At 74.2% G+C, this 23,816-nt stretch carries 20 protein-coding genes; 14 read left to right on the forward strand and 6 right to left on the reverse strand.

What is annotated here, in order from left to right; all coding sequences use genetic code 11:
• Positions 1 to 157 precede the first annotated feature (157 nt).
• The 7 genes from ACH4OA_RS16180 to ACH4OA_RS16210 all read left to right on the forward strand — a co-directional run bounded on the left by ACH4OA_RS16180 (position 158) and on the right by ACH4OA_RS16210 (position 9,221).
• Positions 158 to 1,018, forward strand: coding sequence for a TrmH family RNA methyltransferase (locus ACH4OA_RS16180; RefSeq protein ID WP_397937194.1), 861 nt, complete (start codon positions 158 to 160; stop codon positions 1,016 to 1,018).
• Between the two features lie 50 nt (positions 1,019 to 1,068).
• A complete protein-coding gene (locus tag ACH4OA_RS16185) occupies positions 1,069 to 2,202 on the forward strand; it encodes an ATP-binding protein (RefSeq protein ID WP_397936993.1) in 1,134 nt (377 codons plus the stop codon).
• A gap of 134 nt (positions 2,203 to 2,336) precedes the next feature.
• The gene (pheS, locus tag ACH4OA_RS16190; RefSeq protein ID WP_397936991.1) at positions 2,337 to 3,458 is read left to right on the forward strand and encodes a phenylalanine--tRNA ligase subunit alpha; all 1,122 of its coding nucleotides are present in this window, start codon (positions 2,337 to 2,339) and stop codon (positions 3,456 to 3,458) included.
• Positions 3,458 to 5,971, forward strand: a complete 2,514-nt coding sequence (gene pheT / locus ACH4OA_RS16195; RefSeq protein WP_397946579.1) for a phenylalanine--tRNA ligase subunit beta — start codon at positions 3,458 to 3,460, stop codon at positions 5,969 to 5,971. The genes pheS and pheT overlap by 1 nt, the downstream gene beginning before the upstream one ends.
• Positions 5,972 to 6,152: 181 nt before the next feature.
• Positions 6,153 to 7,202: a PP2C family protein-serine/threonine phosphatase gene (locus ACH4OA_RS16200; RefSeq protein WP_397946578.1), complete on the forward strand. Its 1,050-nt coding sequence runs from the start codon at positions 6,153 to 6,155 to the stop codon at positions 7,200 to 7,202.
• Between the two features lie 75 nt (positions 7,203 to 7,277).
• Entirely contained in the window at positions 7,278 to 8,618 is a 1,341-nt protein-coding gene (locus ACH4OA_RS16205; protein WP_397936987.1) for a transcriptional regulator, read from the forward strand.
• Between the two features lie 66 nt (positions 8,619 to 8,684).
• Positions 8,685 to 9,221, forward strand: a complete 537-nt coding sequence (locus tag ACH4OA_RS16210; protein WP_397936986.1) for an NUDIX hydrolase — start codon at positions 8,685 to 8,687, stop codon at positions 9,219 to 9,221.
• Positions 9,222 to 9,233: 12 nt separating this feature from the next.
• Here ACH4OA_RS16210 and ACH4OA_RS16215 read toward each other — a convergent pair whose 3' ends face one another.
• Positions 9,234 to 9,494, reverse strand: a complete 261-nt coding sequence (locus tag ACH4OA_RS16215; RefSeq protein WP_365872545.1) for a hypothetical protein — start codon at positions 9,492 to 9,494, stop codon at positions 9,234 to 9,236.
• A gap of 195 nt (positions 9,495 to 9,689) precedes the next feature.
• On the reverse strand, positions 9,690 to 10,565 hold the full coding sequence (locus ACH4OA_RS16220; protein WP_365877262.1) for a 3-hydroxybutyryl-CoA dehydrogenase: 876 nt from the start codon (positions 10,563 to 10,565) through the stop codon (positions 9,690 to 9,692).
• Positions 10,566 to 10,745: 180 nt separating this feature from the next.
• Here ACH4OA_RS16220 and ACH4OA_RS16225 point away from each other — a divergent pair, with 180 nt between their 5' ends.
• On the forward strand, positions 10,746 to 11,996 hold the full coding sequence (locus tag ACH4OA_RS16225) for a glycoside hydrolase family 10 protein (protein WP_397969592.1): 1,251 nt from the start codon (positions 10,746 to 10,748) through the stop codon (positions 11,994 to 11,996).
• On the opposite strand, the gene ACH4OA_RS16230 is transcribed toward ACH4OA_RS16225, so the two are convergent.
• Positions 11,997 to 12,194 carry a DUF1918 domain-containing protein gene (locus ACH4OA_RS16230; protein ID WP_365877258.1) on the reverse strand — a complete coding sequence of 66 codons (198 nt, stop codon included), beginning with the start codon at positions 12,192 to 12,194 and terminating at the stop codon, positions 11,997 to 11,999.
• Positions 12,195 to 12,213: 19 nt separating this feature from the next.
• Positions 12,214 to 13,125 (reverse strand): DMT family transporter, encoded by a 912-nt coding sequence (locus tag ACH4OA_RS16235; protein WP_397969486.1) that lies wholly within the window; start codon positions 13,123 to 13,125, stop codon positions 12,214 to 12,216.
• On the opposite strand from ACH4OA_RS16235, the gene ACH4OA_RS16240 reads away from it, so the two are divergent.
• The 3 genes from ACH4OA_RS16240 to ACH4OA_RS16250 all read left to right on the forward strand — a co-directional run bounded on the left by ACH4OA_RS16240 (position 13,124) and on the right by ACH4OA_RS16250 (position 15,807).
• On the forward strand, positions 13,124 to 14,557 hold the full coding sequence (locus ACH4OA_RS16240) for a PLP-dependent aminotransferase family protein (RefSeq protein ID WP_397936981.1): 1,434 nt from the start codon (positions 13,124 to 13,126) through the stop codon (positions 14,555 to 14,557). The two genes, ACH4OA_RS16235 and ACH4OA_RS16240, sit on opposite strands and share 2 nt — an antisense overlap.
• Positions 14,558 to 14,703: 146 nt before the next feature.
• Positions 14,704 to 15,141, forward strand: a complete 438-nt coding sequence (locus tag ACH4OA_RS16245) for a GNAT family N-acetyltransferase (RefSeq protein ID WP_397936980.1) — start codon at positions 14,704 to 14,706, stop codon at positions 15,139 to 15,141.
• A 72-nt stretch (positions 15,142 to 15,213) separates the two neighbouring features.
• Entirely contained in the window at positions 15,214 to 15,807 is a 594-nt protein-coding gene (locus ACH4OA_RS16250) for a histidine phosphatase family protein (RefSeq protein ID WP_397936978.1), read from the forward strand.
• On the opposite strand, the gene ACH4OA_RS16255 is transcribed toward ACH4OA_RS16250, so the two are convergent.
• Entirely contained in the window at positions 15,789 to 16,232 is a 444-nt protein-coding gene (locus tag ACH4OA_RS16255) for a DUF6314 family protein (RefSeq protein WP_397936976.1), read from the reverse strand. The genes ACH4OA_RS16250 and ACH4OA_RS16255 overlap by 19 nt on opposite strands.
• Positions 16,233 to 16,386: 154 nt before the next feature.
• On the opposite strand from ACH4OA_RS16255, the gene ACH4OA_RS16260 reads away from it, so the two are divergent.
• Positions 16,387 to 18,867, forward strand: a complete 2,481-nt coding sequence (locus ACH4OA_RS16260) for an alpha-L-arabinofuranosidase C-terminal domain-containing protein (protein WP_397969488.1) — start codon at positions 16,387 to 16,389, stop codon at positions 18,865 to 18,867.
• Between the two features lie 228 nt (positions 18,868 to 19,095).
• On the opposite strand, the gene ACH4OA_RS16265 is transcribed toward ACH4OA_RS16260, so the two are convergent.
• Positions 19,096 to 20,328: a cysteine desulfurase gene (locus tag ACH4OA_RS16265; RefSeq protein ID WP_365877246.1), complete on the reverse strand. Its 1,233-nt coding sequence runs from the start codon at positions 20,326 to 20,328 to the stop codon at positions 19,096 to 19,098.
• An 82-nt stretch (positions 20,329 to 20,410) separates the two neighbouring features.
• Between ACH4OA_RS16265 and ACH4OA_RS16270 the strand changes: the two genes are divergently transcribed.
• Together ACH4OA_RS16270 and ACH4OA_RS16275 are read left to right on the forward strand one after the other, a co-directional pair.
• Positions 20,411 to 21,013 carry an ABATE domain-containing protein gene (locus tag ACH4OA_RS16270; RefSeq protein WP_397969490.1) on the forward strand — a complete coding sequence of 201 codons (603 nt, stop codon included), beginning with the start codon at positions 20,411 to 20,413 and terminating at the stop codon, positions 21,011 to 21,013.
• A 246-nt stretch (positions 21,014 to 21,259) separates the two neighbouring features.
• Entirely contained in the window at positions 21,260 to 23,812 is a 2,553-nt protein-coding gene (locus tag ACH4OA_RS16275) for a YfhO family protein (RefSeq protein WP_397969491.1), read from the forward strand.
• Positions 23,813 to 23,816: the final 4 nt, after the last annotated feature.

Genomic DNA, 23,816 nt, shown 5'->3' on the forward strand with positions numbered 1-23,816 from the left:
GGGGACCCGGCGTCCGGACCCGGCCTCGGGTCCGCCGGGCCGCCGGCCACGCCCACGCGGCGGCGCCCCGCGTCGCCGCCGCCCCGCGCCCCTCCGGGAACGCGCCGCACGTTCGCGGTGCCGCAACCAGAAGACTCTCCTGAAAGTGACGAAGAGGATGGCCCCCGTCAGCCCCGAGCTGATCTCCCCCCGTTCCGCCCGCGTCGGCGCCGCCCGGCGGCTCGCCAAGCGGAACTTCCGGGGCAAGGACCGGCTGTTCCTCGCGGAGGGCCCGCAGGCCGTGCGGGAGGCCGCCGGGCACCGGACCGGGGGACAGGCCACGCTCGTCGAGCTGTTCGCCACCGTCGAGGCCGCCGAGCGGTACGCCGACATCATCGGCGAGGCCCGCGACGCCGGCGCCCGGGTGCACCTCGCCGCCGAAGAGGTCATCGCCGAGATCTCCACCACCGTCACCCCGCAGGGCCTGGTCGGCGTCTGCCGCTTCCTGGACACCTCCTTCGAGGACATCCTCGCCGCCCGGCCGAAACTGGTCGCCGTCCTCGCCCATGTGCGCGACCCCGGCAACGCCGGCACCGTGCTGCGCTGCGCCGACGCCGCCGGCGCCGAGGCCGTGATCCTCACCGACGCCTCCGTCGACCTGTACAACCCCAAGGCCGTCCGGGCCTCCGTCGGCTCCCACTTCCACCTGCCCGTCGCCGTCGGCGTACCCGTCGAGCGGGCCGTGGCCGGTCTGAGGGAGGCCGGGGTGCGCGTCCTCGCCGCCGACGGGGCCGGCGACCGCGACCTGGACGAGGAACTGGACAAGGGCACCATGGGCGGACCCACCGCCTGGGTGTTCGGCAACGAGGCGTGGGGACTGCCCGAGGAGACCCGCGCCCTCGCCGACGCCGTCGTCCGCGTCCCCCTCCACGGCAGGGCCGAGAGCCTGAACCTCGCCACCGCCGCCGCCGTATGCCTGTACGCGTCGGCCCGTGCGCAGCGCGCCTCCGGAGGGTGCCGCTCCGTCACCCACAGCTAGTAGGGTGACCAGCTCGGGGCCCTGCGCCGTCTGAGAGGTGGGCTACGGGGATGAGTGTGGCCGGCACGAGCACCGCGCCGGAAGGCCGGGACGAGCGTCCCGCCGGTGCGCCCCGGCGGTACGAGGCGGCGGGTCTCGACGCCGACATGCTGCCCGACGGTCTCGTCGTCGCCGATGAAAACGGCCGCGTGACCTGTTTCAACGCCGCCGCCGCCCGCATCACCGCGGTACGGCCGGCCGACGCCCTCGGACAGCCGCTGCACCGGGCGCTGCCGTTAGAGGACCTGGAGGGCCGCCGCTGGTGGCAGCTCACCGATCCGTACGGCGGGCTCGCCACCCGCATCCGCCAGCCCGAGCGCAACCTGCTGCTGCCGGGCGGCCGGGAGGTGCTGGTCTCCGCCCGCTACGTGCGCGACCAGCCGCTCGGCCCGGTGCGCCGCGTGGTCGTCTCCCTGCGGGACACCGAGGCCCGCCGCCGCACCGAGCGCAGCCACGCCGAGCTGATCGCCACCGTCGCCCACGAGCTGCGCTCCCCGCTCACCTCCGTGAAGGGCTTCACCGCCACCCTGCTCGCCAAGTGGGAGCGCTTCACCGACGACCAGAAGCGGCTCATGCTGGAGACCGTCGACGCCGACGCCGACCGGGTCACCCGGCTCATCGCCGAGCTGCTGGACATCTCCCGGATCGACTCCGGGCGGCTGGAGGTGCGCCGCCAGCCCGTAGACATCGGGGCCGCCGTCTCCCGGCACATCCAGGCGTACGTCGCCGCCGGACAGCCCGCCGGCCGGTTCCTGCTCCGCATCCAGCAGCCGCTGCCCGCGCTCTGGGCCGACCCCGACAAGATCGACCAGGTGCTCAGCAACCTCATCGAAAATGCCGTGCGGCACGGCGAGGGAACCGTCACCATTGACGTCACGCCCTCGGCGTCCCCGCGCGAGGGCGAGGAAACCGGCACGTCGGTCACGGTGAGCGACGAGGGGCCCGGCATCCCGGAGGCTTCCATGAACCGCGTCTTCACCCGCTTCTGGCGGGGCAGCAAGCGCGGCGGTACCGGACTCGGGCTGTACATCGTCAAGGGCATCGTCGAGGCGCACGGCGGCACCATCGCGGTCGGCCGGGCCCCCGTCGGCGGCGCCGAGTTCCGCTTTACCCTGCCCGTGGCGGCCCCGGCGTATCTCGCTTAGCGGCCCACGGGCGCATTCGCCCGTCCCCACCCCGTTAGACTCGGCCTCTGGCACCTTTGTGTCCTTCACGCGGCCCTCGCGAGTCGAGTCGGTGACGGGGACCATCCGCCAGACAATCGGAAGCACGGGAAGAGATGTCGGCACCCAATAAGTCGTACGACCCTGTCGAGGTCGAGACGTTGAAACCGGAAGAGATCGAGCGCATGCGGGACGAGGCGCTCGCCGCCTTCGCCGCCGCGGACTCCCTCGACGCGCTCCACGAGGCGAAGGTCGCCCACACCGGCCCGGCCTCCCCGCTGGCCCTCGCCAACCGCGAGATCGGCGCCCTGCCCCCGCACGCCAAGGCCGAGGCCGGCAAGCGCGTCGGCATGGCCCGCGGCGCCGTCAGCAAGGGCCTCGCCGCCCGCCAGAGCGAACTGGAGGCCGAGCGCGACGCCCGGGTGCTGGTCGAGGAGTCGGTGGACGTCACACTGCCCTACGACCGCGTCCCGGCCGGCGCCCGGCACCCCCTCACCACGCTCTCCGAGCGCATCGAGGACATCTTCGTGGCCATGGGCTACGAGGTCGCCGAGGGCCCGCAGGTCGAGGCCGAGTGGTTCAACTTCGACGCGCTCAACATCGGCCCGGACCATCCGGCCCGCGGCGAGGCCGACACGTTCTTCGTGGCGGGCCCGGACGGCGGTACCGACTCCGGCGTGGTGCTGCGCACCCACACCTCGCCCGTCCAGATCCGCTCCCTGCTCGACCGCGAGCTGCCGGTCTACGTGATCTGTCCGGGCCGGGTCTACCGCACGGACGAGCTGGACGCCACCCACACCCCGGTCTTCCACCAGGTGGAGCTCCTCGCCGTCGACGAGGGCCTGACCATGGCCGACCTCAAGGGCACCCTGGACCACATGGTCCAGTCGCTGTTCGGCGAGGGCATGAAGACCCGGCTGCGGCCGAACTTCTTCCCCTTCACCGAGCCGAGCGCCGAGATGGACATGCTCTGCTACGTCTGCAAGGGCGAGTCCGTCGGCAACCCCGACCGGCCCTGCCGCACCTGCTCGTCCGAGGGCTGGATCGAGCTGGGCGGCTGCGGCATGGTCAACCCGCGGGTGCTCACTGCCTGCGGCGTCGACCCGGAGAGGTACAGCGGCTTCGCCTTCGGGTTCGGCATCGAGCGGATGCTGATGTTCCGCCACAACGTCGAGGACATGCGAGACATGGTCGAGGGTGACGTCCGGTTCACCCGGCCGTTCGGGATGGAGATCTGATGCGGGTCCCGCTTTCTTGGCTGCGGGAGTACGTCGACCTGCCGGCGACGGAGACCGGCCGGGACGTCCAGGCCAAGCTCATCTCGGCCGGCCTGGAGGTCGAGACCGTCGAGCAGCTCGGCGCCGACCTCAAGGGCCCGCTGGTCGTCGGCCAGGTGCTGACCATCGAGGAGCTGGAGGGCTTCAAGAAGCCGATCCGCTTCTGCACGGTCGACGTCGGCCAGGCCAACGGCACCGGTGAGCCGCAGGAGATCGTCTGCGGCGCCCGCAACTTCGCGGTCGGCGACAAGGTCGTCGTGGTCCTGCCGGGCGCCACGCTCCCCGGCGGGTTCTCCATCGCCGCCCGCAAGACCTACGGCAAGGTCTCGCACGGCATGATCTGCTCCAGCGACGAGCTGGGCATGGGCGACGACGGCACGCACGGCATCATCGTGCTGCCGCCGGAGACCGAGGTCGGCAAGGACGCCATCGAGCTGCTGGAGCTGGTCGACGAGGTCCTGGACATCGCCGTCACCGCCAACCGCGGCGACTGCCTGTCCCTGCGCGGCGTCGCCCGCGAGACCGCCATCGCCTACGGCCTGCCGCTGAGCGACCCCGCCCTGATCGACGTACCGGCCCCGAACGCCTTCGGCTACCCGGTCAAGGTCTCCGAGCCGTTCGGCTGCGACCGCTTCACCGCCCGCACGGTCTCCGGGCTGCGCCCCGAGGCCCGCTCCCCGCTCTGGCTCCAGCGCCGGCTGCAGAAGGTCGGCATGCGCCCGATCTCGCTCGCCGTCGACGTCACGAACTACGTGATGATGGAGCTGGGCCAGCCGCTGCACGCCTACGACCGCAGGCTGGTCCAGGGCACCATCGGCGTCCGCCGGGCCGAGGAGGGCGAGAAGCTGGTCACCCTCGACGGGGTCGAGCGCACGCTGCACGCCGAGGACCTGGTCATCACCGACGAGCGCGGCCCGATCGGTCTCGCCGGCGTGATGGGCGGCGCCGACACGGAGATCGCCGACCACGAGGACGCCGAGAACGCCACCACGGACGTCGTCATCGAGGCCGCCCACTTCGACGCCGTCTCCATCGCCCGCACGGCCCGCCGGCACAAGCTGCTGTCCGAGGCGTCCCGCCGCTTCGAGCGCGGTGTCGACCCGCAGGCCGCCGCGGCCGCCGCGCAGCGCACCGTCGACCTGCTCGTCCTGCTCGCGGGCGGCACGGCCGAGGCCGGCGTCACCGAGGTCATCGCGCCCTCCGCGCCGCACACCATCACCCTCCCGGCCGACCACCCGGACCGGGTCGCCGGCGTCGACTACGGCCGTGAGACGGTCGTGCGCCGCCTCCAGGAGGTCGGCTGCGACGTCTACGGGCAGGACGAGCTGATCGTCACCGCCCCGTCCTGGCGGCCCGACCTGACCGACCCGAACGACCTGGCCGAGGAGGTCATCCGGCTGGAGGGGTACGAGAACCTGCCCTCCACGCTGCCCAAGCCCCCCTCGGGCCGCGGCCTGACCCACCGCCAGCGGCTGCACCGCCGGACCGGCCGCGCGCTGGCCGGCGCCGGGTACGTCGAGGCGCCCACCTACCCGTTCGTCGGCGAGCAGGTCTTCGACCAGCTCGGCCTGGCGGCCGACGACCCGGCCCGCCGGGCCGTCCGGCTGGTCAACCCGCTCAGCGACGAGGAGCCGGCGCTGCGCACCACGCTGCTGCCCGGGCTGCTCGGCGCGCTGCGGCGCAACGCCGGCCGGGGCTCGCACGACCTCGCGCTGTTCGAGACCGGGCTCGTCTTCCACCCGCGCGAGGAGCGGTCGGCCGTCGCGCACCTGTCCGTCGACCGGCGTCCCACCGACGAGGAGATCGCCGCGCTGGACGCCGCGCTGCCCGCGCAGCCGCGGCACGTGGCCGTCGTCCTGGCCGGCGCCCGCGAGCAGGCCGGCTGGTGGGGCAAGGGCCGTCCCGCGGACTGGGCCGACGCCGTCGAGGCGGCGCGCACCGTCGCCCGCGAGGCCGGTGCGGAACTGGGCGTGCGCAAGGGCCAGTACGGTCCCTGGCACCCCGGCCGCTGCGCCGAGCTGGTGATCACCGCCGACGGCACGGAGCGGGTCGTGGGCCACGCGGGCGAACTGCACCCGCGGGTGGTGAAGAGCCTGGGGCTGCCGGAGCGCACCTGCGCGATGGAACTCGACCTGGACGCCCTGGAGGCGGCCGGTGGCGGTGTGCCGCAGGCTCCCGCCATCTCCACCTTCCCGGTCGCCACGCAGGACGTCGCCCTCGTCGTCGACCAGCCGGTGCCGGCCGCGGAGGTCGAGGCGGCGCTGCGCGAGGGCGCGGGTGAACTGCTGGAGGCCATCCGGCTGTTCGACGTGTACGAGAACGCCGAGCAGCTGGGCGACGGGAAGAAGTCGCTGGCGTACGCGCTGCGCTTCCGCGCGGCCGACCGGACGCTGACCGTGGACGAGGCCTCGGCCGCGCGGGACGCGGCGGTCGCCCTGGCGGGCGAGCGGACCGGCGCGGTGCTGCGCGGATAACCCGTCGGGGTCGTGCGCGCCCCCCGGGTGCGCGGCACAGCGGACCGACGGCGGCGGACTCACTCGTTCGAGTGGGAAGCGGGATGATCCCGCCCGCCCGGGTCGTGCCGCCGACAGAATCGGACCGGCCCTTCGGGGTCGGTCCGTCTGCTTGTCAGGGCCCACACGGGGGCGCAGAGGCATGATCCGCATCAAGGCACGGGCGCCCACCGGGCGCGCAGTCGTCCTGCCCACGGTCTGGGGAGCCGCGGCGGTCGGCTACAGGTTCGGCTGTCCGCTCGCCCAGCAGAACGGGATCGGCGCGCGCCTCGTCACCAGCGCCGTGTTCTTCGCCGTCGGCACGGGTCTCCTGGTGCACGTCCGCCGCGGCCTGCTGCGGGAGCTGCGGCTCGCCCGGCGGGCGGCCCGCGCCGCCCAGAACGTCGTCCTGCGTCCGCCGCCGCCCCGGCTGGACGGGATCGGCGTCGCCGCCGCCCAGCTCTCCGCCGACCGGGGCGCGAGCGTCGGCGGCGATCTGTACGAGGCGGTCGCCACCGAGCACGGGATCCGGGTGGTGATGGGCGACGTGCGCGGGCACGGTCTGGCCGCCCTCGGCACCGTCGCCGCCCTCCTCGGCAGCTTCCGCGAGGCCGCCCACGACGAGGCCGAACTGGGCCGGGTGCTCCACCGGCTCGACCGCGCCCTCGCCCGCCACCTGCGCGAACGCGCCCGCGCCGAGCACCCCGCGAGCGCCGCGGCGGACCCGGAGCACCCGGTCGCCGAGGAGTTCGTCACCGTCCTGCTGCTGGAGATCGACCGGGACGGCGAGGTGCGCGCGCTCAACTGCGGCCACCCCTGGCCGTACCTGCTCAGCGGTACGGCGGTCGACCCGCTGGCCCAGGCCGATCCGCTGCCGCCGCTGGGCCCCTTCCCGCTCCCGGCCGACCTGACGGCCCGCCCGTGCGGCCGGCTCCTCCCCGGCGAGTTGTTGGTCCTCTTCACGGACGGCGCGGAGGACGCCCGGGACGCCCGGGGCCGGTTCTTCCCCCTGTCCGCCGTGCTGCGCGCCGCCGTGCGCGAGCACCAGGTGTCGCCCCAGACGGTCCTGCGCACGGTCTTCCGGGCCCTGCTGCACCACACCGCCGGCACCCCGGCGGACGACGTCGCCCTCCTGGTCCTGCGCAACGACCGCGGGAGGACACCGCTGCCCGGGACGCGGGAGCCGGCCCGGCCGACCTGTACCCACCCGTAACCGCACCCGTCTTCACACCCCGTGTGAACGCCCACCCACTACGCTGACCGGACCAGGTCACTCGGGGGGCATCCCATGCAGCCCAACACTCTGCTCGACGCCATCCTGGACGAGGCGGGGATCTCGCACGCCGGTCTCGCCGCCCACGTCAACCAGGCGGGACGGGCCCGCGGTCTCGCGTTGCGGTACGAACACACCGCCGTGGCACGCTGGCTGAAGGGGCAGCGGCCGCGCGGCCAGGTGCCCGACCTGATCTGCGAGGTGCTGGCCGCCCGGCTCCGGCGGCCCGTCACGCTCGACGACATCGGGCTCGGCGTGCCCGGTCAGCCGGGCACCGCGCACGCCGGTTCGCTGGGCGGGTTCGTGGAGCGGGCCACCGCCCTGTGGCGGTCCGACGAACAGCAGCGCCCGCACGTGCTGGGCGCCCCGGCGGTCACCGGGACCCCGGCCGTGATGCCGGTGTGGGAGTGGGAGAACCCGCCCGAGGACACCGACGTGTCCCGGGGCGGCCGGCTCCGGGTGACGGCGGCCGACATCGAGATGCTGCGCGCCGCCCGGACGCACTACGAGCAGATGTACCGCAAGGCCGGCGGGATCGCGACCCGGTCCCGGATCGTCGGGTTCCTCAACGCGGAGGCCGCGCCGCTGCTGCGCGGCAGCTACCCGGACGCCACCGGCCGCCAACTGCACCGGGCCACCGGCGGACTGGTGGCGGTCGCCGGCATCTGCGCGTACGACTCCGACGCCCACGGACTGGCCCAGCGCTACTTCCACCAGGCGCTGCGGCTGGCCAAGGCGAGCGGGGACCGGGGACTCGGGGCCTATGTGATCGCCCTGCTGGTCAACCAGTCGCTGTTCATGCGGGAGTACCGGCAGGCCGTCGCCTTCGCCGAGGCCGCGCTGCGCGCCGCCGGCCGGCACCTCACCCCGGCGCTCGCCTCCGACCTGTACGCGATGCAGGCCAAGGCGTACGCCCATCTCGGCGACAGCGCCGGCGCACTGTCCTGCATACGGCGCGCGGAGACGGCGGCCGAGCGGATCCGGCGGGGTCACGAGCCCGACGAGACCGGGTACGTCCAGCCCGGCCTGGTCAATGTGCAGGTGGCCGAGGCGCTGCTGAGCCTCGGCGATCTCGGCGCGGCCCGGGAGCACGCCACGGCGGCCGTCGGCACCCCGTCCCACGACCGCGGACGGGTGCACCGGCTGGCCATGCTCAGCACCATCGAACTGCGCCAGGGCGACGCCGACCAGGCCGTGGTCACCGCCGTGCGGATGGCGGAGCAGGCCCGGGGCATGGAGTCCCGGCGGCTGCGCGACCGGCTCCGCACGGTGCGCGAACACCTGGCGCGCTGCGGTTCGGCCGGCACCGCGGAGGCCGCCGAACTCATCGACGGGGCGCTGCGCGTGCCGCTCTAGGCCCACTGTGGGGGCGCCGTCTTCTGCTGCGATATTGCCACCTACTCGGCGGAAGGTGGCAGAACCGTGCAGTGGACGAAAAAGAACGAACAAACCGTGTATGGAAACCGCTGGTTCAGCGTCAATCTGGCAGATGTCGAACTGCCGGACGGCCGGCACCTCGACCACTTCGTCATCCGGCTGCGGCCCGTGGCCGTGGCCACGGTCGTCAACGAGGCGAACGAGGTGCTCCTGCTGTGGCGGCACCGCTTCATCACCGACAGCTGGGGCTGGGAGCTGGCCGCGGGCGTCGTCGAGGACGGCGAGGACCTCGCCGGCGCGGCGGCCCGGGAACTGGAGGAGGAGACCGGCTGGCGGCCGGGCCCCCTGCACCACCTCATGACCGTGGAGCCGTCCAACGGCCTCACCGACGCCCGGCACCACATCTACTGGTCCGACCGGGGCGAGTACGTCGGACACCCCGTGGACGACTTCGAGTCGGACCGGCGGGAATGGGTCTCCCTCAAACTCGTCCCGGACCTGGTCGCCCGTGGGGAGGTCCCGGCCGCCAACATGGCGGCCGCGTTACTCCTGCTGCACCACCTCAGGCTCGCCGAGGGGTGACGGTCCCGCCGGCTAGCGGGCCGTCAGCGCCTGCCAGACCGTCACCACGAGCGCGCCGAGCGCGGTCAGCGCGGCGAGCGAGGGCAGTGGCCAGCGCGCGTGTTCCAGCGAGGCCAACCGGGAATCCAGCTCGTCCAGTTCCTTGGCGGTCTCCTCGGTGCGGTGGCGCAGCAGCGCCAGCCCGCCCTCGACGCGGGCGTAGGCCACATCGAGGCGGCGCCGTAACTCTGCGAGTTCTCCATGGACCACGGGATGCTCCGGTTCGACGGTCACGGGTCCGCTCCTCTCGGTAGTCGAAATGGATGGTTCCGCATCCGTTGCATGCGCATCATGAGTCAACTCGCCTGGTGGGCGCATGGGGAGCGTGTGTGAGGGGCAGGTGCGTGCCCGGCGCGCACACGGAGTGTGAAACCGAGGGGTCCGGCACCGTCCACCGGTGCCGGGCCCCTCGGGCATCGCTCTTCGTAATCAGGCGTAGGTGTAGAAACCCGACCCGGTCTTCCGGCCGAGCCGGCCCGCCTCCACCATCCGCTGGAGCAGCGGGGGAGCGGCGTACAGCGGCTCCTTGTACTCGGCGTACATCGAGTTGGCGATGGAGACGATGGTGTCCAGGCCGATGAGGTCGGACAGCCGCAGCGGGCCCATCGGGTGGGCGCAGCCCATCTCCATGCCGTTGTCGATGTCCTCGCGGCTCGCGATGCCCGTCTCGAACATCCGGATCGCGGACAGCAGATACGGCACCAGCAGCGCGTTCACCACGAACCCGGAGCGGTCCTGGGCCCGGATGGCGTGCTTGCCGAGCACCTTCTCGGCGAAGAGCTGCGCCCGGCTGAGCGTGCCCTCCGAGGTGGTGAGCGCCGGGATCAGCTCGACCAGCTTCTGCACCGGGGCCGGGTTGAAGAAGTGGATGCCGACCACATGGTCCGGGCGGGAGGTGGCGACGGCCAGCTTCACCAGCGGGATCGAGGAGGTGTTGGAGGCCAAGATCGCGTCGGGCCGGGTCACCACCTGGTCCAGCACCTGGAAGATCTCGGTCTTCACCTGCTCGTTCTCGACGACGGCCTCGATCACCAGGTCCCGGTCGGCGAACTCGCCGAGATCGGTGGTGAAGCCCAGCCGCGCCCGGGTGGCGTCCCGCTCGGCCTCGGTGATCTTGCCGCGCTCGGCGGCCTTGGCCAGGGAGTTGTACAGCCGGGTACGGCCGATCTCCAGGGCCTCGCCGGTGGTCTCGGCGACCTTCACGTCCAGCCCCGCGCGGGCGCACACCTCGGCGATGCCCGCGCCCATCTGGCCGCAGCCCACGACTCCGACGCGCGCAATGTCTCCCGATGGGAAGTCCGTCACATCGTCCCCTTCGCTGGTCTTCCGGCACGCTGGCAGGACTTCCGGGTTCGGCGCCTGCTCCGATCGTGCACGTTACCGCGAAGTATCGATGATCGATCGATCGGGTGGGGGCATCCTGGTGCCCGGAGCGGTCCGTGACCCGGCGGATCCACAGCGTGAGGGAGGTGTCCGGTGGGGCGTATGCCGCGGCGGACCTTCGCACGGGCGGCGCTGTCGGCGCTGGCCACGGCACCGGGCGCGACGGCGGCCGGGGGCGGCACGAGCGCGGAGGGCGCGGGCGCCCGGGCCGTGACCGCGACCGCTGCCACCGGGCTGCGGGGCGTCTGGATCGCGACCGCCGGCAACCGGGACTGGCCCTCGCGGCCCGGCCTCCCGGCGGCGCGGCAGCGCGCGGAGCTGATCGCCCATCTCGACCGGGCGGTCCGCTACCGGCTCACCACGGTGATCCTCCAGGTGCGGCCGGCGGCCGACGCGCTGTGGCCGTCGCCGTACGAGCCCTGGTCCGCGTGCCTGACCGGCACCCAGGGCGGCGATCCCCGCTGGGACCCGCTCGGCACGGCCGTCGCGGAGGCCCACGCCCGAGGCCTGGAACTGCACGCCTGGTGCAACCCGTACCGGATCGCGCAGCACGCCGACCCCGGCCGCCTGGCCGCCTCGCACCCCGCCCGCCGGAATCCCGGCTGGGTCGTGCCGTACGCCGGCCGGCTGTACTACAACCCCGGGCTGCCCGAGGTCCGCGCCTTCGTGCGGCGGGCGATGCTGGACGCGGTCGCCCGGTACCCGGTGGACGCCGTCCACTTCGACGACTACTTCTACCCCTATCCCGTCGCCGGGCAGACCTTCGACGACGACGCGGCGTACGACCGTCACGGCGGCGCCTTCCCCGGCCGGGCCGCCTGGCGCCGGCACAACGTCGACACGCTGGTGCGGGAGACGGCCGCCGGCGTCCGCCGGATCCGGCCCGGCACCCGGTTCGGGATCAGTCCGTTCGGGGTGTGGCGCAACGCGTCGGCCGACCCGCGCGGCTCGGAGACGCGGGCGGGCGTGCAGAGCTACGACGATCTGCACGCGGACACCCGGACCTGGGTGCGCCGGCACTGGATCGACTACGTCGTCCCGCAGCTGTACTGGCCGCTCGGCGACGCCGCCGCCGACTACGCCGCGCTCGTGTCCTGGTGGGCGCGGGCCGTCCGGGGCACCGGGACGCGGCTGTACCTCGGCGAGGCCCTGTACAAGGCGGGCGCCGCCGGCGAGCCCTCGGCCTGGCAGGACCCGGTCGAGCTGTCCCGGCACCTCACGCTCGCCGCGCGGTACCCGCAGGTGCGCGGCCATGTGTTCTTCGCCGCCCGGGACCTGGCGGCCGATCCGGCCGGGGCGATGGCACGGGTGGTCGCCGACCACTACCGGGGGCCGGCGACGCCACCGCGCTGACTAGTGCTGATGCGTTTCCCCGTGCCTGACCTGGCAGTCGGGGCCGGGGGACATGATCGTCTCGTGTCCGTTCTCGGCGCGCACACGGTAGGGCGGGTTGCCCTCGGGGCCGAGCACTTCGACGATCTCCACGACATGGTCGTGCTGGCCGACCACCCTGCCGTGCTGGACAAGCCGGTCGCCCTTGGCTGCGTGCATCTGACGGGCCTCCTCACGCTCACGACCGCTGGGTGACGGCGATGCAGACCAGCACGGCGACGGCGGTCAGGGGAGCGGCCGCCGTGAAGTGCTCGCCCAGCAGCAGCGCCGACCACACCAGTGTGAGCAGGGGCTGGGCCAACTGCAACTGGCTGGCCCGCGGGATGCCGACGGCCGCCATGCCGCGGTACCAGACGATCAGGCCCAGGAACTGCGAGCCCAGCGCCACCCACAGCAGGCCCGCGACGCCGTGCCCGGTCAGGTGCACCGGCTCGAAGGCCAGCGCCACCGCGGTGGCCGGCACGGTCAGCGGCAGACAGAGCACCAGCGCCCAGCCGATGACCTGCCAGCCGGGCATGGTCCGGGCCAGCCGGCCGCCCTCGGTGTAGCCGGCCGCGCACACCAGCAGCGCCGCGAAGAGGTAGCCGTCGGACACGGTGAGCGCGCCGCCGCTCTGGCCGAGGGTGAAGGCGATCACGGCCGCCGCGCCCGCCACGGCCGCCGCCCAGAACCGGCGGGAGGGCCGGGCGCCGGTGCGCAGGGCCGAGAACACGGCGGTGGTCAGCGGCAGCAGCCCCACCACGACGGCCGCGTGGGCGGTGGTGGAGGTCTCCAGGGCCAGCGTGGTCAGCATCGGGAAGCCCAGCACCACCCCGGCGGCCACCACGGCCAGGCCCGCCAGCCGGTGCCGCGGCGGCAGCGGCACGCGCAGCGCCAGCAGACAGCCGCCGGCGACGACCGCGGCGAGCACCGCGCGCACCGCCACCAGCGACCACGGACCGAAGCTCTCCAGGCCCCAGGCGGTGGACGGGAAGGTCAGGGAGAAGGCGATCACACCCAGGCCGGCCTGGAGGGTGCCGAGTCCGGCCGGGTCCCGGGGAGCGGTGACCGCTATCGGGCGGACGGCAGTAGCGCTACTCTGTGCTCTCATGCAACAGCGTAGCAGTGTGGGTGAACTGGCAGAACGACTGCGAACGGAGCTTGACCGCTACTCTTCTGGTGAGAAGCTGCCGTCGAGCCGGGCCCTGGTCGAGCGGTTCCGGGTGAGCCCGGTGACCGTCTCGCGGGCCCTCGCCCAGCTCGCCGCCGAGGGCTTGGTGGTCACCCGGCCGGGCGCCGGCGCCTTCCGGGCCGGACCGCACCGCGCGCAGGCCCCGGCCGGGGACACCTCCTGGCAGGAGGTCGCGCTGAGCGCCGCCGGCGGGAGCGACCTCGTCCCGCGCACGGTGGACGCCTCGGGCGTCACGGTCTCGCTGGCCGCCCCGCCGCCCGGCGTGCTGGAGTTCAACGGCGGCTATCCGCACCCGTCCCTGCAGCCCGAGCGGGCCATGGCGGCGGCCCTGGCCCGGGCCGGGCGGCGGCCCGGCGCCTGGGGCAGACCGCCGCTGGAGGGGCTGGCGGAACTGCGGGAGTGGTTCGCGCGCGGGATCGGCGGCGCCGTCACCGCGGCCGAGGTGCTGATCGCCGCGGGCGGTCAGGCGGCCCTCGCCACCGCCCTGCGCGCCCTGGCCCCGCCCGGCGCCCCGGTGCTCGTGGAGTCGCCCACCTACCCGGGCATGCTGGCCCTCGCCCGGGCGGCCGGACTGCGGCCCGTCCCGGTGCCCGTGGACCCCGACGGCGTACGCCCCGACCTGCTCGCGGACGCCTTCCGCGCCACCGGCGCCCGGGTCTTCGTCTGCCAGCCGCTGTTCCAGAACCCGACCGGAGCCGTGCTGGCGCCCGCCCGGCGCGCCGAGGTGCTGCGCATCGCCCGCGCGGCCGGGGCGTTCGTCGTCGAGGACGACTTCGTGCGCCGGCTCGTGCACGCCGACGCCGGCCCGCTGCCCCGGCCGCTGGCCGCCGACGACCCGGACGGCGTGGTCGTCCACGTCGGCTCGCTGACCAAGGCCACCTCGCCCAGCTTCCGGGTCAGCGCGCTGGCCGCGCGCGGGCCGGTGCTGGAACGCCTGCGCGCCATCCAGGTGGTGGACAGCTTCTTCGTCCCGCGGCCGCTCCAGGAGGCGGCCCTGGAACTCGTCGGCTCCCCGGCCTGGCCCCGCCATCTGCGGGCGCTGTCGGCCGAGCTGAAGACCCGCCGCGACGCCATGACGAGCCTGCTCGCCCGGCACCTGCCCGAACTGGCCCTCCCGCACATCCCGTCCGGCGGCTACCACCTGTGGCTGCGGCTGCCCGACGGCATGGACGAGGCGGCCCTGACGGCGGCGGCCCTGCGGGCCGGCGTCGCCCTCACACCCGGCCGCCCCTACTTCAGCGCCGAACCGCCGGCCGCCCACCTGCGGCTGAGCTTCGCGGCGGTGGCCAACGCCGGCGAGATCGCGGAGGGCGTACGCCGGCTGCGCACGGCCTGCGACGAGGTGCGGTGAAGGCACGGCGCAAGTGCACGCGGGGCGCGGTGAAGCCGGTGGGCGGCGCGGTGCACACGAGGCGCGGCGAAGCCGGTGGGCGGTGCCGGCCGCCGTACCGGGAAAACCACTCGTCGCGCCCCGCCTCCGCCTGTGAGGATCACCGTATGAGCGATACACCCGGCCTCCCCGAGGGCTACGAGTTCTCCGCCGATTCCGCCCGCGTCGACGTCGGCCGCGTGCACGGCTGGCTGTCGTCCGACGCGTACTGGGCGATCGGCCGCACCCGCCGGACCCAGGAGCGGGCGATGGCGTCCTCGCTGAACTTCGGGGTCTACGCCACGGCCTCCGGCGAGCAGGTGGCGTACGCGCGCGTGGTCACCGACCAGGCCCTGTTCGGCTGGCTCGCCGATGTGTACGTCGATCCGTCCGCGCGCGGCAAGGGCGTCGGCACCGCGTTCGTCGGCCGGATACGCGACCACCTCGCGCCCCTCGGCCTGCGCCGGCTGCTGCTGGCCACGCACGACGCGCACGGGGTGTACGCGAAGCTGGGCTTCCGGCCGCTGGACCGTCCCGACCAGTGGATGGTGCACTCCTTCGAGTGAGCCGCGCGCACGCCCGCGGTGACAGCGGCGCGACCCCTTGACGGGTACCTGTCGTCGGCTCACCATCACCGCATGCCACTGAGGGTGACGTTCGTCGCCGCGGCGCGCGGTGCCCCGCCGTCCGCCGAGCGCTTCCAGGACGACCGGCCGCTGGACCAGGGCGGCTGGGACGACGTGCGGCGCGTCGCCGCGGAGCTGCTGCCGCTGGCCGCCGCCGAGCTGCGCTACTGCTCGCCGACCCCGCGCAGCCGGGCCACGGGCGACGCCCTCGGGTACGCCCCGCTGGTCCAGCTCGCGCTGCGGGACTGCGACATGGGCCGCTGGCGCGGGCTGACGCCGGCCGAGGCGATGGCCCGCGAACCGCAGGCGGTGGACGTCTGGCTCGCCGATCCGCGCTCCACCCCGCACGGCGGCGAGTCGCTGCTGGCGTTCATCTCCCGGGTCGGCGGCTGGCTGGACACCCGCCCGGCCGACGGCGGCGGCCGGATCGTCGCGGTGGCCGAGCCCTCCGTGATCCGGGCGGCCCTGGTGCACGCCCTGCGGGCGCCGTCCTCGACCTACTGGAACCTCGACGTGCGCCCGCTGTCGACGATCACGGTCACCGGCCGCTCCGGCCGCTGGAGCCTGCGCTTCGACGCGGTGCGGCCTCAGCCCTCGCGGGCGTAGTCGGTACGGAGCACGAGGTCCTTCGCCGGACCGCCGACCCGCCACACCGTGCGCCAGTGGCCGGCGTCCCGCACGGTGAACTCGCCCCGGTAGAGGTCGGCCGCACACGGGTGGTCGGCGACATACCGCCCCGTGGTCAGGTCCAGCTCGTGGAAGGGCCGCCCGTCGGCGAACCGCACGTCCGCCCGGCCCGGCGCGGGACCCGGCAGGAACAGCAGGGTCCGGGTGGCCGGCCGCGCCGTCCCCCGCCAGGTGAAGGTGCCGGACTCCTCGTGCAGCAGCCCGCCGCCGTCCCGCGGGGCGAAGACGGTCGTCCCCGTGAAGTGCCCCTCGTCCCCGCCCGCCAGATCCCGCACGCTCCGCTCCACGCGCCAGCGCCCGGCCAGGTGGGCCAGGAGGTCGGGCACCGGCCAGTATGCGTCCATCACCGCGCCTTTCGCTCCGGTCGGCACTTCCCCCGGCCGAGCTTACGGGCGACCTCGCCCACCCCATTGACGTGCCCACGTCCCTTTCCTATCGTGCGTTCGAAGTGCTGACCAATGTCCGATATTTCGAACAACTCTGAGTCGCGGAGTACCCATGTCACGCACCGCCCGCCAAAGACTCGGCCTGGGAGTGGGCGCCCTCCTGCTCGCCACGGCCGCGCTGCCCGCCCCGGCCCACGCCGAGGACACCGCCGACTACGCGATCACCGTCGACCCGGCCGCCACCGGGCCCGAGATCGGCAAGACGATGTACGGCGTCTTCTTCGAGGACATCAACCGCGCCGCCGACGGCGGCCTGTACGCCGAACTCATCCAGAACCGGTCCTTCGAGTACTCCGCCGACGACAACGCCTCCTACACCCCGCTGACCGCCTGGACGGTCTCCGGCACCGCGCGGGTCAGGAACGACTTCGGCCGTCTCAACGACCGCAACCGCGCCTACCTCTCGCTGGACGCCGGCTCCTCCGTGGCCAACAGCGGCTACAACACCGGTATCGCCGTGCGGGACGGCGAGAAGTACGACTTCTCGGTGTGGGCCCGCGCCGAGGCCGGCGGCGCGCTCACCGTCGCCCTCCAGGACGCGGACGGCCCGCTCGCCACCGCCCGGCGGATCGCGGTGGGCCGGGGCGGCTGGGCCCGCTACCGGGCCACGTTCACCGCCACCCGCACCAGCACCACCGGCCGGCTCGCCGTGGCCGCCGGCACCGCCACCGCGCTCGACATGGTCTCCCTGTTCCCGCGCGACACCTACCGGCACGAGCCCAACGGCCTGCGCAAGGACCTCGCCGAGAAGGTCGCCGCCCTGCACCCGGGCTTCGTCCGCTTCCCCGGCGGCTGTCTGGTCAACACCGGCTCCATGCAGGACTACAGCGCGTCGTCGGGCTGGCAGCGCAAGCGCGCCTACCAGTGGAAGGACACCATCGGCCCGGTCGAGCAGCGCGCCACCAACGCCGACTTCTGGGGCTACAACCAGAGCTACGGGCTCGGCTACTACGAGTACTTCCGGTTCGCCGAGGACATCGGCGCCATGCCGCTGCCCGTCGTACCCGCCCTGGTCACCGGCTGCGGCCAGAACCAGGCCGTCGCCGACGACGCCCTGCTCCAGCGGCACATCCAGGACACCCTCGACCTGATCGAGTTCGCCAACGGCCCGGCCACGAGCCGGTGGGGCGCCAAGCGCGCCGCGATGGGCCACCCCAGGCCCTTCCACCTCACCCACATCGAGGTCGGCAACGAGGAGACCCTCCCCGAGGAGTTCTTCGCCCGCTTCCAGCGCTTCCGCGCGGCGATCCAGGCCGAGTACCCGTACATGAAGGTGCTCTCCAACTCCGGGCCGGACGACTCCGGGACCACCTTCGACACGGCCTGGAAGCTCAACCGGGACGCCCGGGTCGACCTGGTCGACGAGCACTACTACAACAGCCCGCGCTGGTTCCTGCAGAACAACGACCGCTACGACTCCTACGACCGCTCCGGGCCGAAGGTCTTTCTCGGCGAGTACGCCTCCGAGGGCAACGCCTTCCGCAACGGCCTCGCCGAGGCGGCGTACATGACCGGTCTGGAGCGCAACGCGGACGTGGTCGCCCTCGCCTCGTACGCGCCCCTGTTCGCCAACGAGGACGCGGTGCAGTGGCGCCCCGACCTGGTGTGGTTCAACAATCACGCGTCCTGGGGCTCGGCCAACTACGAGGTCCAGAAGCTGTTCATGACCAACGTGGGCGACCGCGTGGTGCCGAGCACGGCCACCGGCACACCCGGTGTCAGCGGACCGCTCACCGGCGCGGTCGGCCTGTCCACCTGGAACACCGCCGCCGCCTACGACGACGTGCGGGTCACCGGCGCCGACGGCACCACCCTGCTGAACGACGACTTCTCCGGTGACGCGGCGCGCTGGACCCACACCGGCACCGGCGCCTGGACCGTCCGGGACGGAGAGTACGTCCAGAGCGACGACACCGCCGAGAACACCATGGTCCAGGCCGGTGACCCGGCCTGGCACGACTACGACCTGCGGGTGAAGGCCACCAAGAAGTCCGGCAAGGAGGGCTTTCTCGTCGCCTTCGGCGTGCAGGACACCGGCAGCTACTACTGGTGGAACATCGGCGGCTGGAACAACACCCAGTCCGCCGTCGAGCAGACCGCGGACGGCGGCAAGTCCACGCTGCTCGCCAAGGCGGGCTCGGTGGAGACCGGCCGCGCCTACGACGTCCACGTCAAGGTGCGCGGCCGCCAGGTCACCCTGTACCTCGACGGCGAGGAGTGGGGCCACTTCACCGACGACAAGCCGGCCGAGCCGTTCCGCCAGGTCGTCACGCGGGACACCCGGACCGGTGAGCTGATCCTCAAGGTCGTCAACGCCCAGCCCGCCGCCGCCCGTACGGCCATCGACCTGGGCGGCGCGAAGGTCGCGTCCCGGGCGAAGGCGACCACGCTCGCCGCGGCGCCGGACGCGGTGAACACCGAGACCGCCACGGCGGTCGCCCCGCGGACCTCCGTCGTCACCGGCGTCGCCGGCCGGTTCACCTACACCTTCCCGGCCAACTCCGTCACGTTCCTGCGGATCAGGCAGCGGTAGCCTCCGGCGCGGTCCGCCGCCCGGACGGCGGACCGCGCAGGGCCGGACCCGCGCAGGGCCGGACCCGCGCAGGGCCGGACCCGCGCAGGGCCGGACCCGCGCAGGGCCGGACCCGCGCAGGGCCGGACCCGCGGACCCGCGGACCCGCGGACCCGCGGACCCGCGGACCCGCGGACCCGCGGACCCGCGGACCCGCGGACCCGCGGACCCGCGGACCCGCGGGCGTGCTCAGGCGCCGAAGTACCGCTGGGCCTCCCGCACGCCCGCCACCAGCGCGTCGATCTCCTCCGGGGTGTTGTAGACGTAGAAGCTGGCCCGGGTGGTCGCCGGGATGCCGTACCGCTTCACGATCGGCCGGGCGCAGTGGTGGCCGACGCGGACCGCGATACCCCGCTCGTCCAGCACCTGGCCGACGTCGTGCGGGTGGACGCCGTCCACCGTGAAGGAGACGGCCGAGCCGCGGCCGGCCGGCCCGGCCGGGCCGACCACGCGCACGCCCGGCACCTCGGCGAGCAGTTCCAGGGCGCGGGCGGTGAGCGACTCCTCGTACGCCGCGACCTCCGCCATGCCCAGCCGCTCCAGGTATTCCACCGCCGCCGCCAGCCCCACCGCCTGCGCGGTCATCGGCACGCCCGCCTCGAAGCGCTGCGGCGGCGGCAGGAAGGTGGTGCGGTCCATCTCCACGATCTCGATCATCGAGCCGCCGGTGAGGAACGGCGGCAGCTCGGCGAGCAGCTCCGCGCGGCCCCACAGCACGCCGATGCCGTTCGGGCCGAGCATCTTGTGCCCGGAGAAGGCGAGGAAGTCCGCGCCCAGCTCGGCCACGTCGACCGGGCGGTGCGGCACCGACTGGGCGCCGTCCACGACCACCAGCGCGCCGGACGCGTGGGCCCGGTCGGCGAGTTCCCGGACCGGGTTGAGGGTGCCGAGGACGTTGGACTGGTGGGTGAGGGCGAGCACCTTGGTGCGCTCGTCCAGCAGCTCGTCCACCCGGGTCAGATCCAGCCGGCCGTCGTCGGTGAGGCCGAACCAGTCCAGCGTCGCGCCCGTCCGCGCGGCGAGCTGCTGCCAGGGGACCAGGTTCGCGTGGTGCTCCATCTCGGTCACCACGATCCGGTCTCCGGGCCCCACCCGGCCGGCGTGGCCCAGCGCGTACGCGACGAGGTTGATGCCCTCGGTGGTGTTCTTGGTGAAGACCACCTCGTCGTCGGCGGCGCCGACGAACCGGGCGACCGTGTGCCGCGCCTGCTCGTACGCCTCCGTCGCCTCGCCCGCGAGCTGGTGCGCCCCACGGTGCACGGCCGCGTTGCGGGTGAGGTAGAAGTCCCGCTCCGCGTCCAGCACGGGCAGCGGCTTCTGGGTGGTCGCCCCGGAGTCCAGGTAGACGAGCCGCGCGCCGCTCGCCACCGTCCGCTCCAGGATCGGGAAGTCCTCGCGCAGCGCGCCCACGTCGAAGGCCACGACAGCTCACCTCTCACGCTTTCGTCTTCGGTTCTCCGTGAGGCACGCTAGGCCATTCTCACGGAGAACCGCAAGAAATACCATGAGCGGTGTGGATAACGAGTCACCTGTGTACCTGCATCAGCTCCCGGTCCCCGGCGAGGACCAGTACGTCTCGCTGGCGCTGGTCAACACGCTGTTCACCGTCAGCCACGGCGAGGTGGACCTGCTGGACGGCGCCGAGGCCGCGCACCTGTGGCTGGTCAGGCACGCCCTGCTGCCCGACAAGGTGGCCTTGAACGGCAGGCAGTCCGGTCGGCTGCGAGCCCTGCGCGAGGCGCTGCGGCTCCTCTTCGCCGCCCGTGCCGCCGGGGCCCGGCCGCCCGCCGACGCCCTGGACACCCTGAACGCCACCCTCGCCGCCGCCCCCGCCACCCCCCGGCTGGACTGGGGCGCCGACGGCCCGCGTCGCGCCGACGTCCCCGATGTCGGCAACCCGGCCGCCGCCGCGCTCTCGCTGCTCGCCGAGGACGCCGCCGACCTGCTCACCGGCACCGACGCGGCCCAGCTCACCGAGTGCGCCGCCCAGGGCTGCGCCCGCTGGTTCCTGCGCTCCCACGGCGCCCGCCGCTGGTGCACCACCAAGTGCGGCAACCGGGTCCGCGCGGCCCGGGCCTACGCGGCCAGGAAGGCCAGTTCACCCTGAGCACACCCGCCGGATATCCAATGTTTCCCGGCCGGTCGGGAAATTCACCCGGTGTTTCCCGGGCCCGGCGGAATTCCCCTCGTTTTCCGGTGCGCACACAACCATCCGGAAACCCGTCCCGTCTAAGTCGGCGAATACACGGGGCACACATTCTGCGAGGTCCGCCGAAATGCATCGCACCACACCGGCCGGCACTCCCGGCACGGCCCGCGGGAACGCGGCGCCGCACCCGGACGGGAACCGGCTGTGAAAGGGACATCCCGGCCCGGCCGGGCCGCCGGCCTGCTCGCCGCGGCCCTCGCGGCCACCGCCCTGTGCGCGGGCGACGTCCTCGCCCGCAGCTACCCCTTCGGCCCGCGCACCCGCGCCGTCAACGACCTGGGCAATCAGTTCGTGCCCTTCCACGCCCACCTGTGGGACCTGCTGCACGGCAGGTCCGCCGGCGGCCTCCTCGTCAACTGGCAGTCCGGGTACGGCGCTTCCTTCCTGCCCGACCTCGGCACCTATCTCGGCAGCCCGTTCGCCCCGCTGGTGGCGCTCTTCCCCCGGGACCAGATCGACCTCGCGGTGTACGTGATCACCGTCCTGAAGATCGCCTCGGCCGCCGCGGCCATGGCCTGCCTGCTGCTCGTCCTGCGGCCCGGCCGTTGGTGGGCGGCGGGCCTGCTCGGCGCCTCCTACGCGCTGTGCGGCTGGACCGTCGCCGACGCCGACTACAACCCGATGTGGCTCGACGGCCTGCTCGCCCTGCCCCTGCTGTGCCTGGTCGGCGAGTGGACGCTGGCAGGACGCCGGCGCCTGGCCGGCGTCCTGCTCGTCGCCCTCGCCTGGACGGCCAACTTCTACACCGCCTACATGGCCACCCTCGGCGCCGCCCTGGTGCTGCTGCTCCGGCTCGCGCTCACCCGGCCCCCGGCCCGGCAGGCCCTGGCCACGGCCGGCCGCGCCCTCCTCACCGTCGCCCTCGGCACCGGCCTCGCCGCCCCGCTGGTCCTGACCGTCTACTTCGGCACCCGGCACGCCTACCCGGGCCGGGTGCGGGTGTTCGCCCCGGTACCGGCCGAGGACGTCCTCGCCCGGCTGCTGCCCACGACGTACGGCTGGGGCTCGCCCGCCCTCTACGTCGGCACCACCGCGCTGCTGCTCGCCCTCGCCCTGCCCTTCCACCGGGCGGTCCCGGTCCGGGTCCGCGCGGGCTGGACCGCCCTGGTGCTCGTGGCGGTCCTGTCCCTCCAGTGGACGCCCGCCCATCTGCTCTGGCACGCCTTCGCCACCCCGCAGGGCAGCCCCTACCGGCAGACCTTCGTCGTCTGCGGACTGCTCGTCATCGCCGCCTGGCACACCCTGTCCCACGGCCCGCCCGGCCCGCGCACCCTCGGCGCGGCGACCGCCCTGCTCGCCCTGATCACCGCGCTCGCCGGCCGCTCCACCCTGATCCGGTTCTTCACCTGGCCCGTGCTGCTGCTCGCCGTCGCCGGCGCGCTGGGCGGGCTCCTGCTGCTGGCCCGCGCCGGCCGTCGCGCGGGACTCGCCGGGCTGGCCGTCGCGCTGCTGCTCGGCGCGCAGACCGGCGAGAGCGCCGCCACCTCCGCCGTCGCCACCCGGCTGCGCCTCGCCCACCTGGACGACTACGCGCCCTGGGGCGAGCGGCAGGAACGCCAGTCCGCGCTGATCGCCGGGGCCGACGACTGGCCCCGCTACCGCACCGAGCCCGGCCGCCAGCAGACCGTCGGCAACGACCCGCTGCTGGTCGGCGGCGAGGGCGCCCAGTACTACAGCAGCCTGACCTCCGACGTCCTCAGCCGCACCCTGACCGCGCTCGGCGGCGGCTGGACCTCGCGGGGCCGCAGCGTGCAGAGCCTGGACAACCCGGTCACGGACGTGATCTTCTCCGTCGGCGCCCGGGTGCACTCCCCGCCCGACCCGCACCAGAAGCACGCGCCGCCCGCCGACGGCCCCGCCACCGTGACCCGGCGGGAGGTGCCGCCCCTGGTCACGGTGCGGCCCGCGCCCGGCACCCGCCCCTTCGGCCCCTCGCCGTACCGCAACCAGGAGACGCTGCTCGGCAGCCGCGTCTACACCGTGCCCCGCCTCGCCGTACGGGACGACCACGGGGGGCCGCTGCCGTCGCGCCGGGTCGGTTCCGGCGACGCCCTGGCCCGCCCGGTGATCACCGCCCGCTGCCCGGCGGGGACCGAGGTGCAGCTGTGGGCCCCGCACTACGCCGGCACCGCCCGGCTCGAAGGCACCGCCACCACCGCCCTGTTCAACGCCAGGGAGGGGCGCAACCGCGCCGCCATGGCACCGCTCGGCACCGCGCCCGCCTCCGGCAGGCTGGCCATCCGCCTCACTCCGACCCGGCCCGGCGGCATCCCGCCCGGCGCCGTCGGCTGCCTGGACACCGGACGGCTGCGCACCGCCGCCGCGCGCCTGACGGCCACCGGCGCCACGCACGTGAGCGTCTCCGACGGCACGGTCCGGGCCGCGCTGCCCGCCGGCAGCACCGGCGTCGCGGTCCTCGCCGTACCCCGCATCGCCGGCTGGCGGTGCGCGGCGGGTGACGGGCCGGCCCGGCCGGCGGGGGACTACCACGGCCTGGTCGCCGTACCGCTCGGCACCACCTCGACCAGCCTGACCTGCACCTTCCATCCGCCCGGCCTGAGGCTGGGCACGGCGGTCGGGGCCGCCTCGCTGCTCGTCCTCGCCGCGCTGACCGCCGCCGGCGCCGTCCGCCGCCGACGCACCCCGGCGCCGCCCACGACCACATCACCGCGCGAGCGGACGACCGCCGCTCTCTGATCGC

This window comes from Streptomyces sp. NPDC017095 (assembly GCF_044332325.1).
GTDB lineage: Bacteria > Actinomycetota > Actinomycetes > Streptomycetales > Streptomycetaceae > Streptomyces.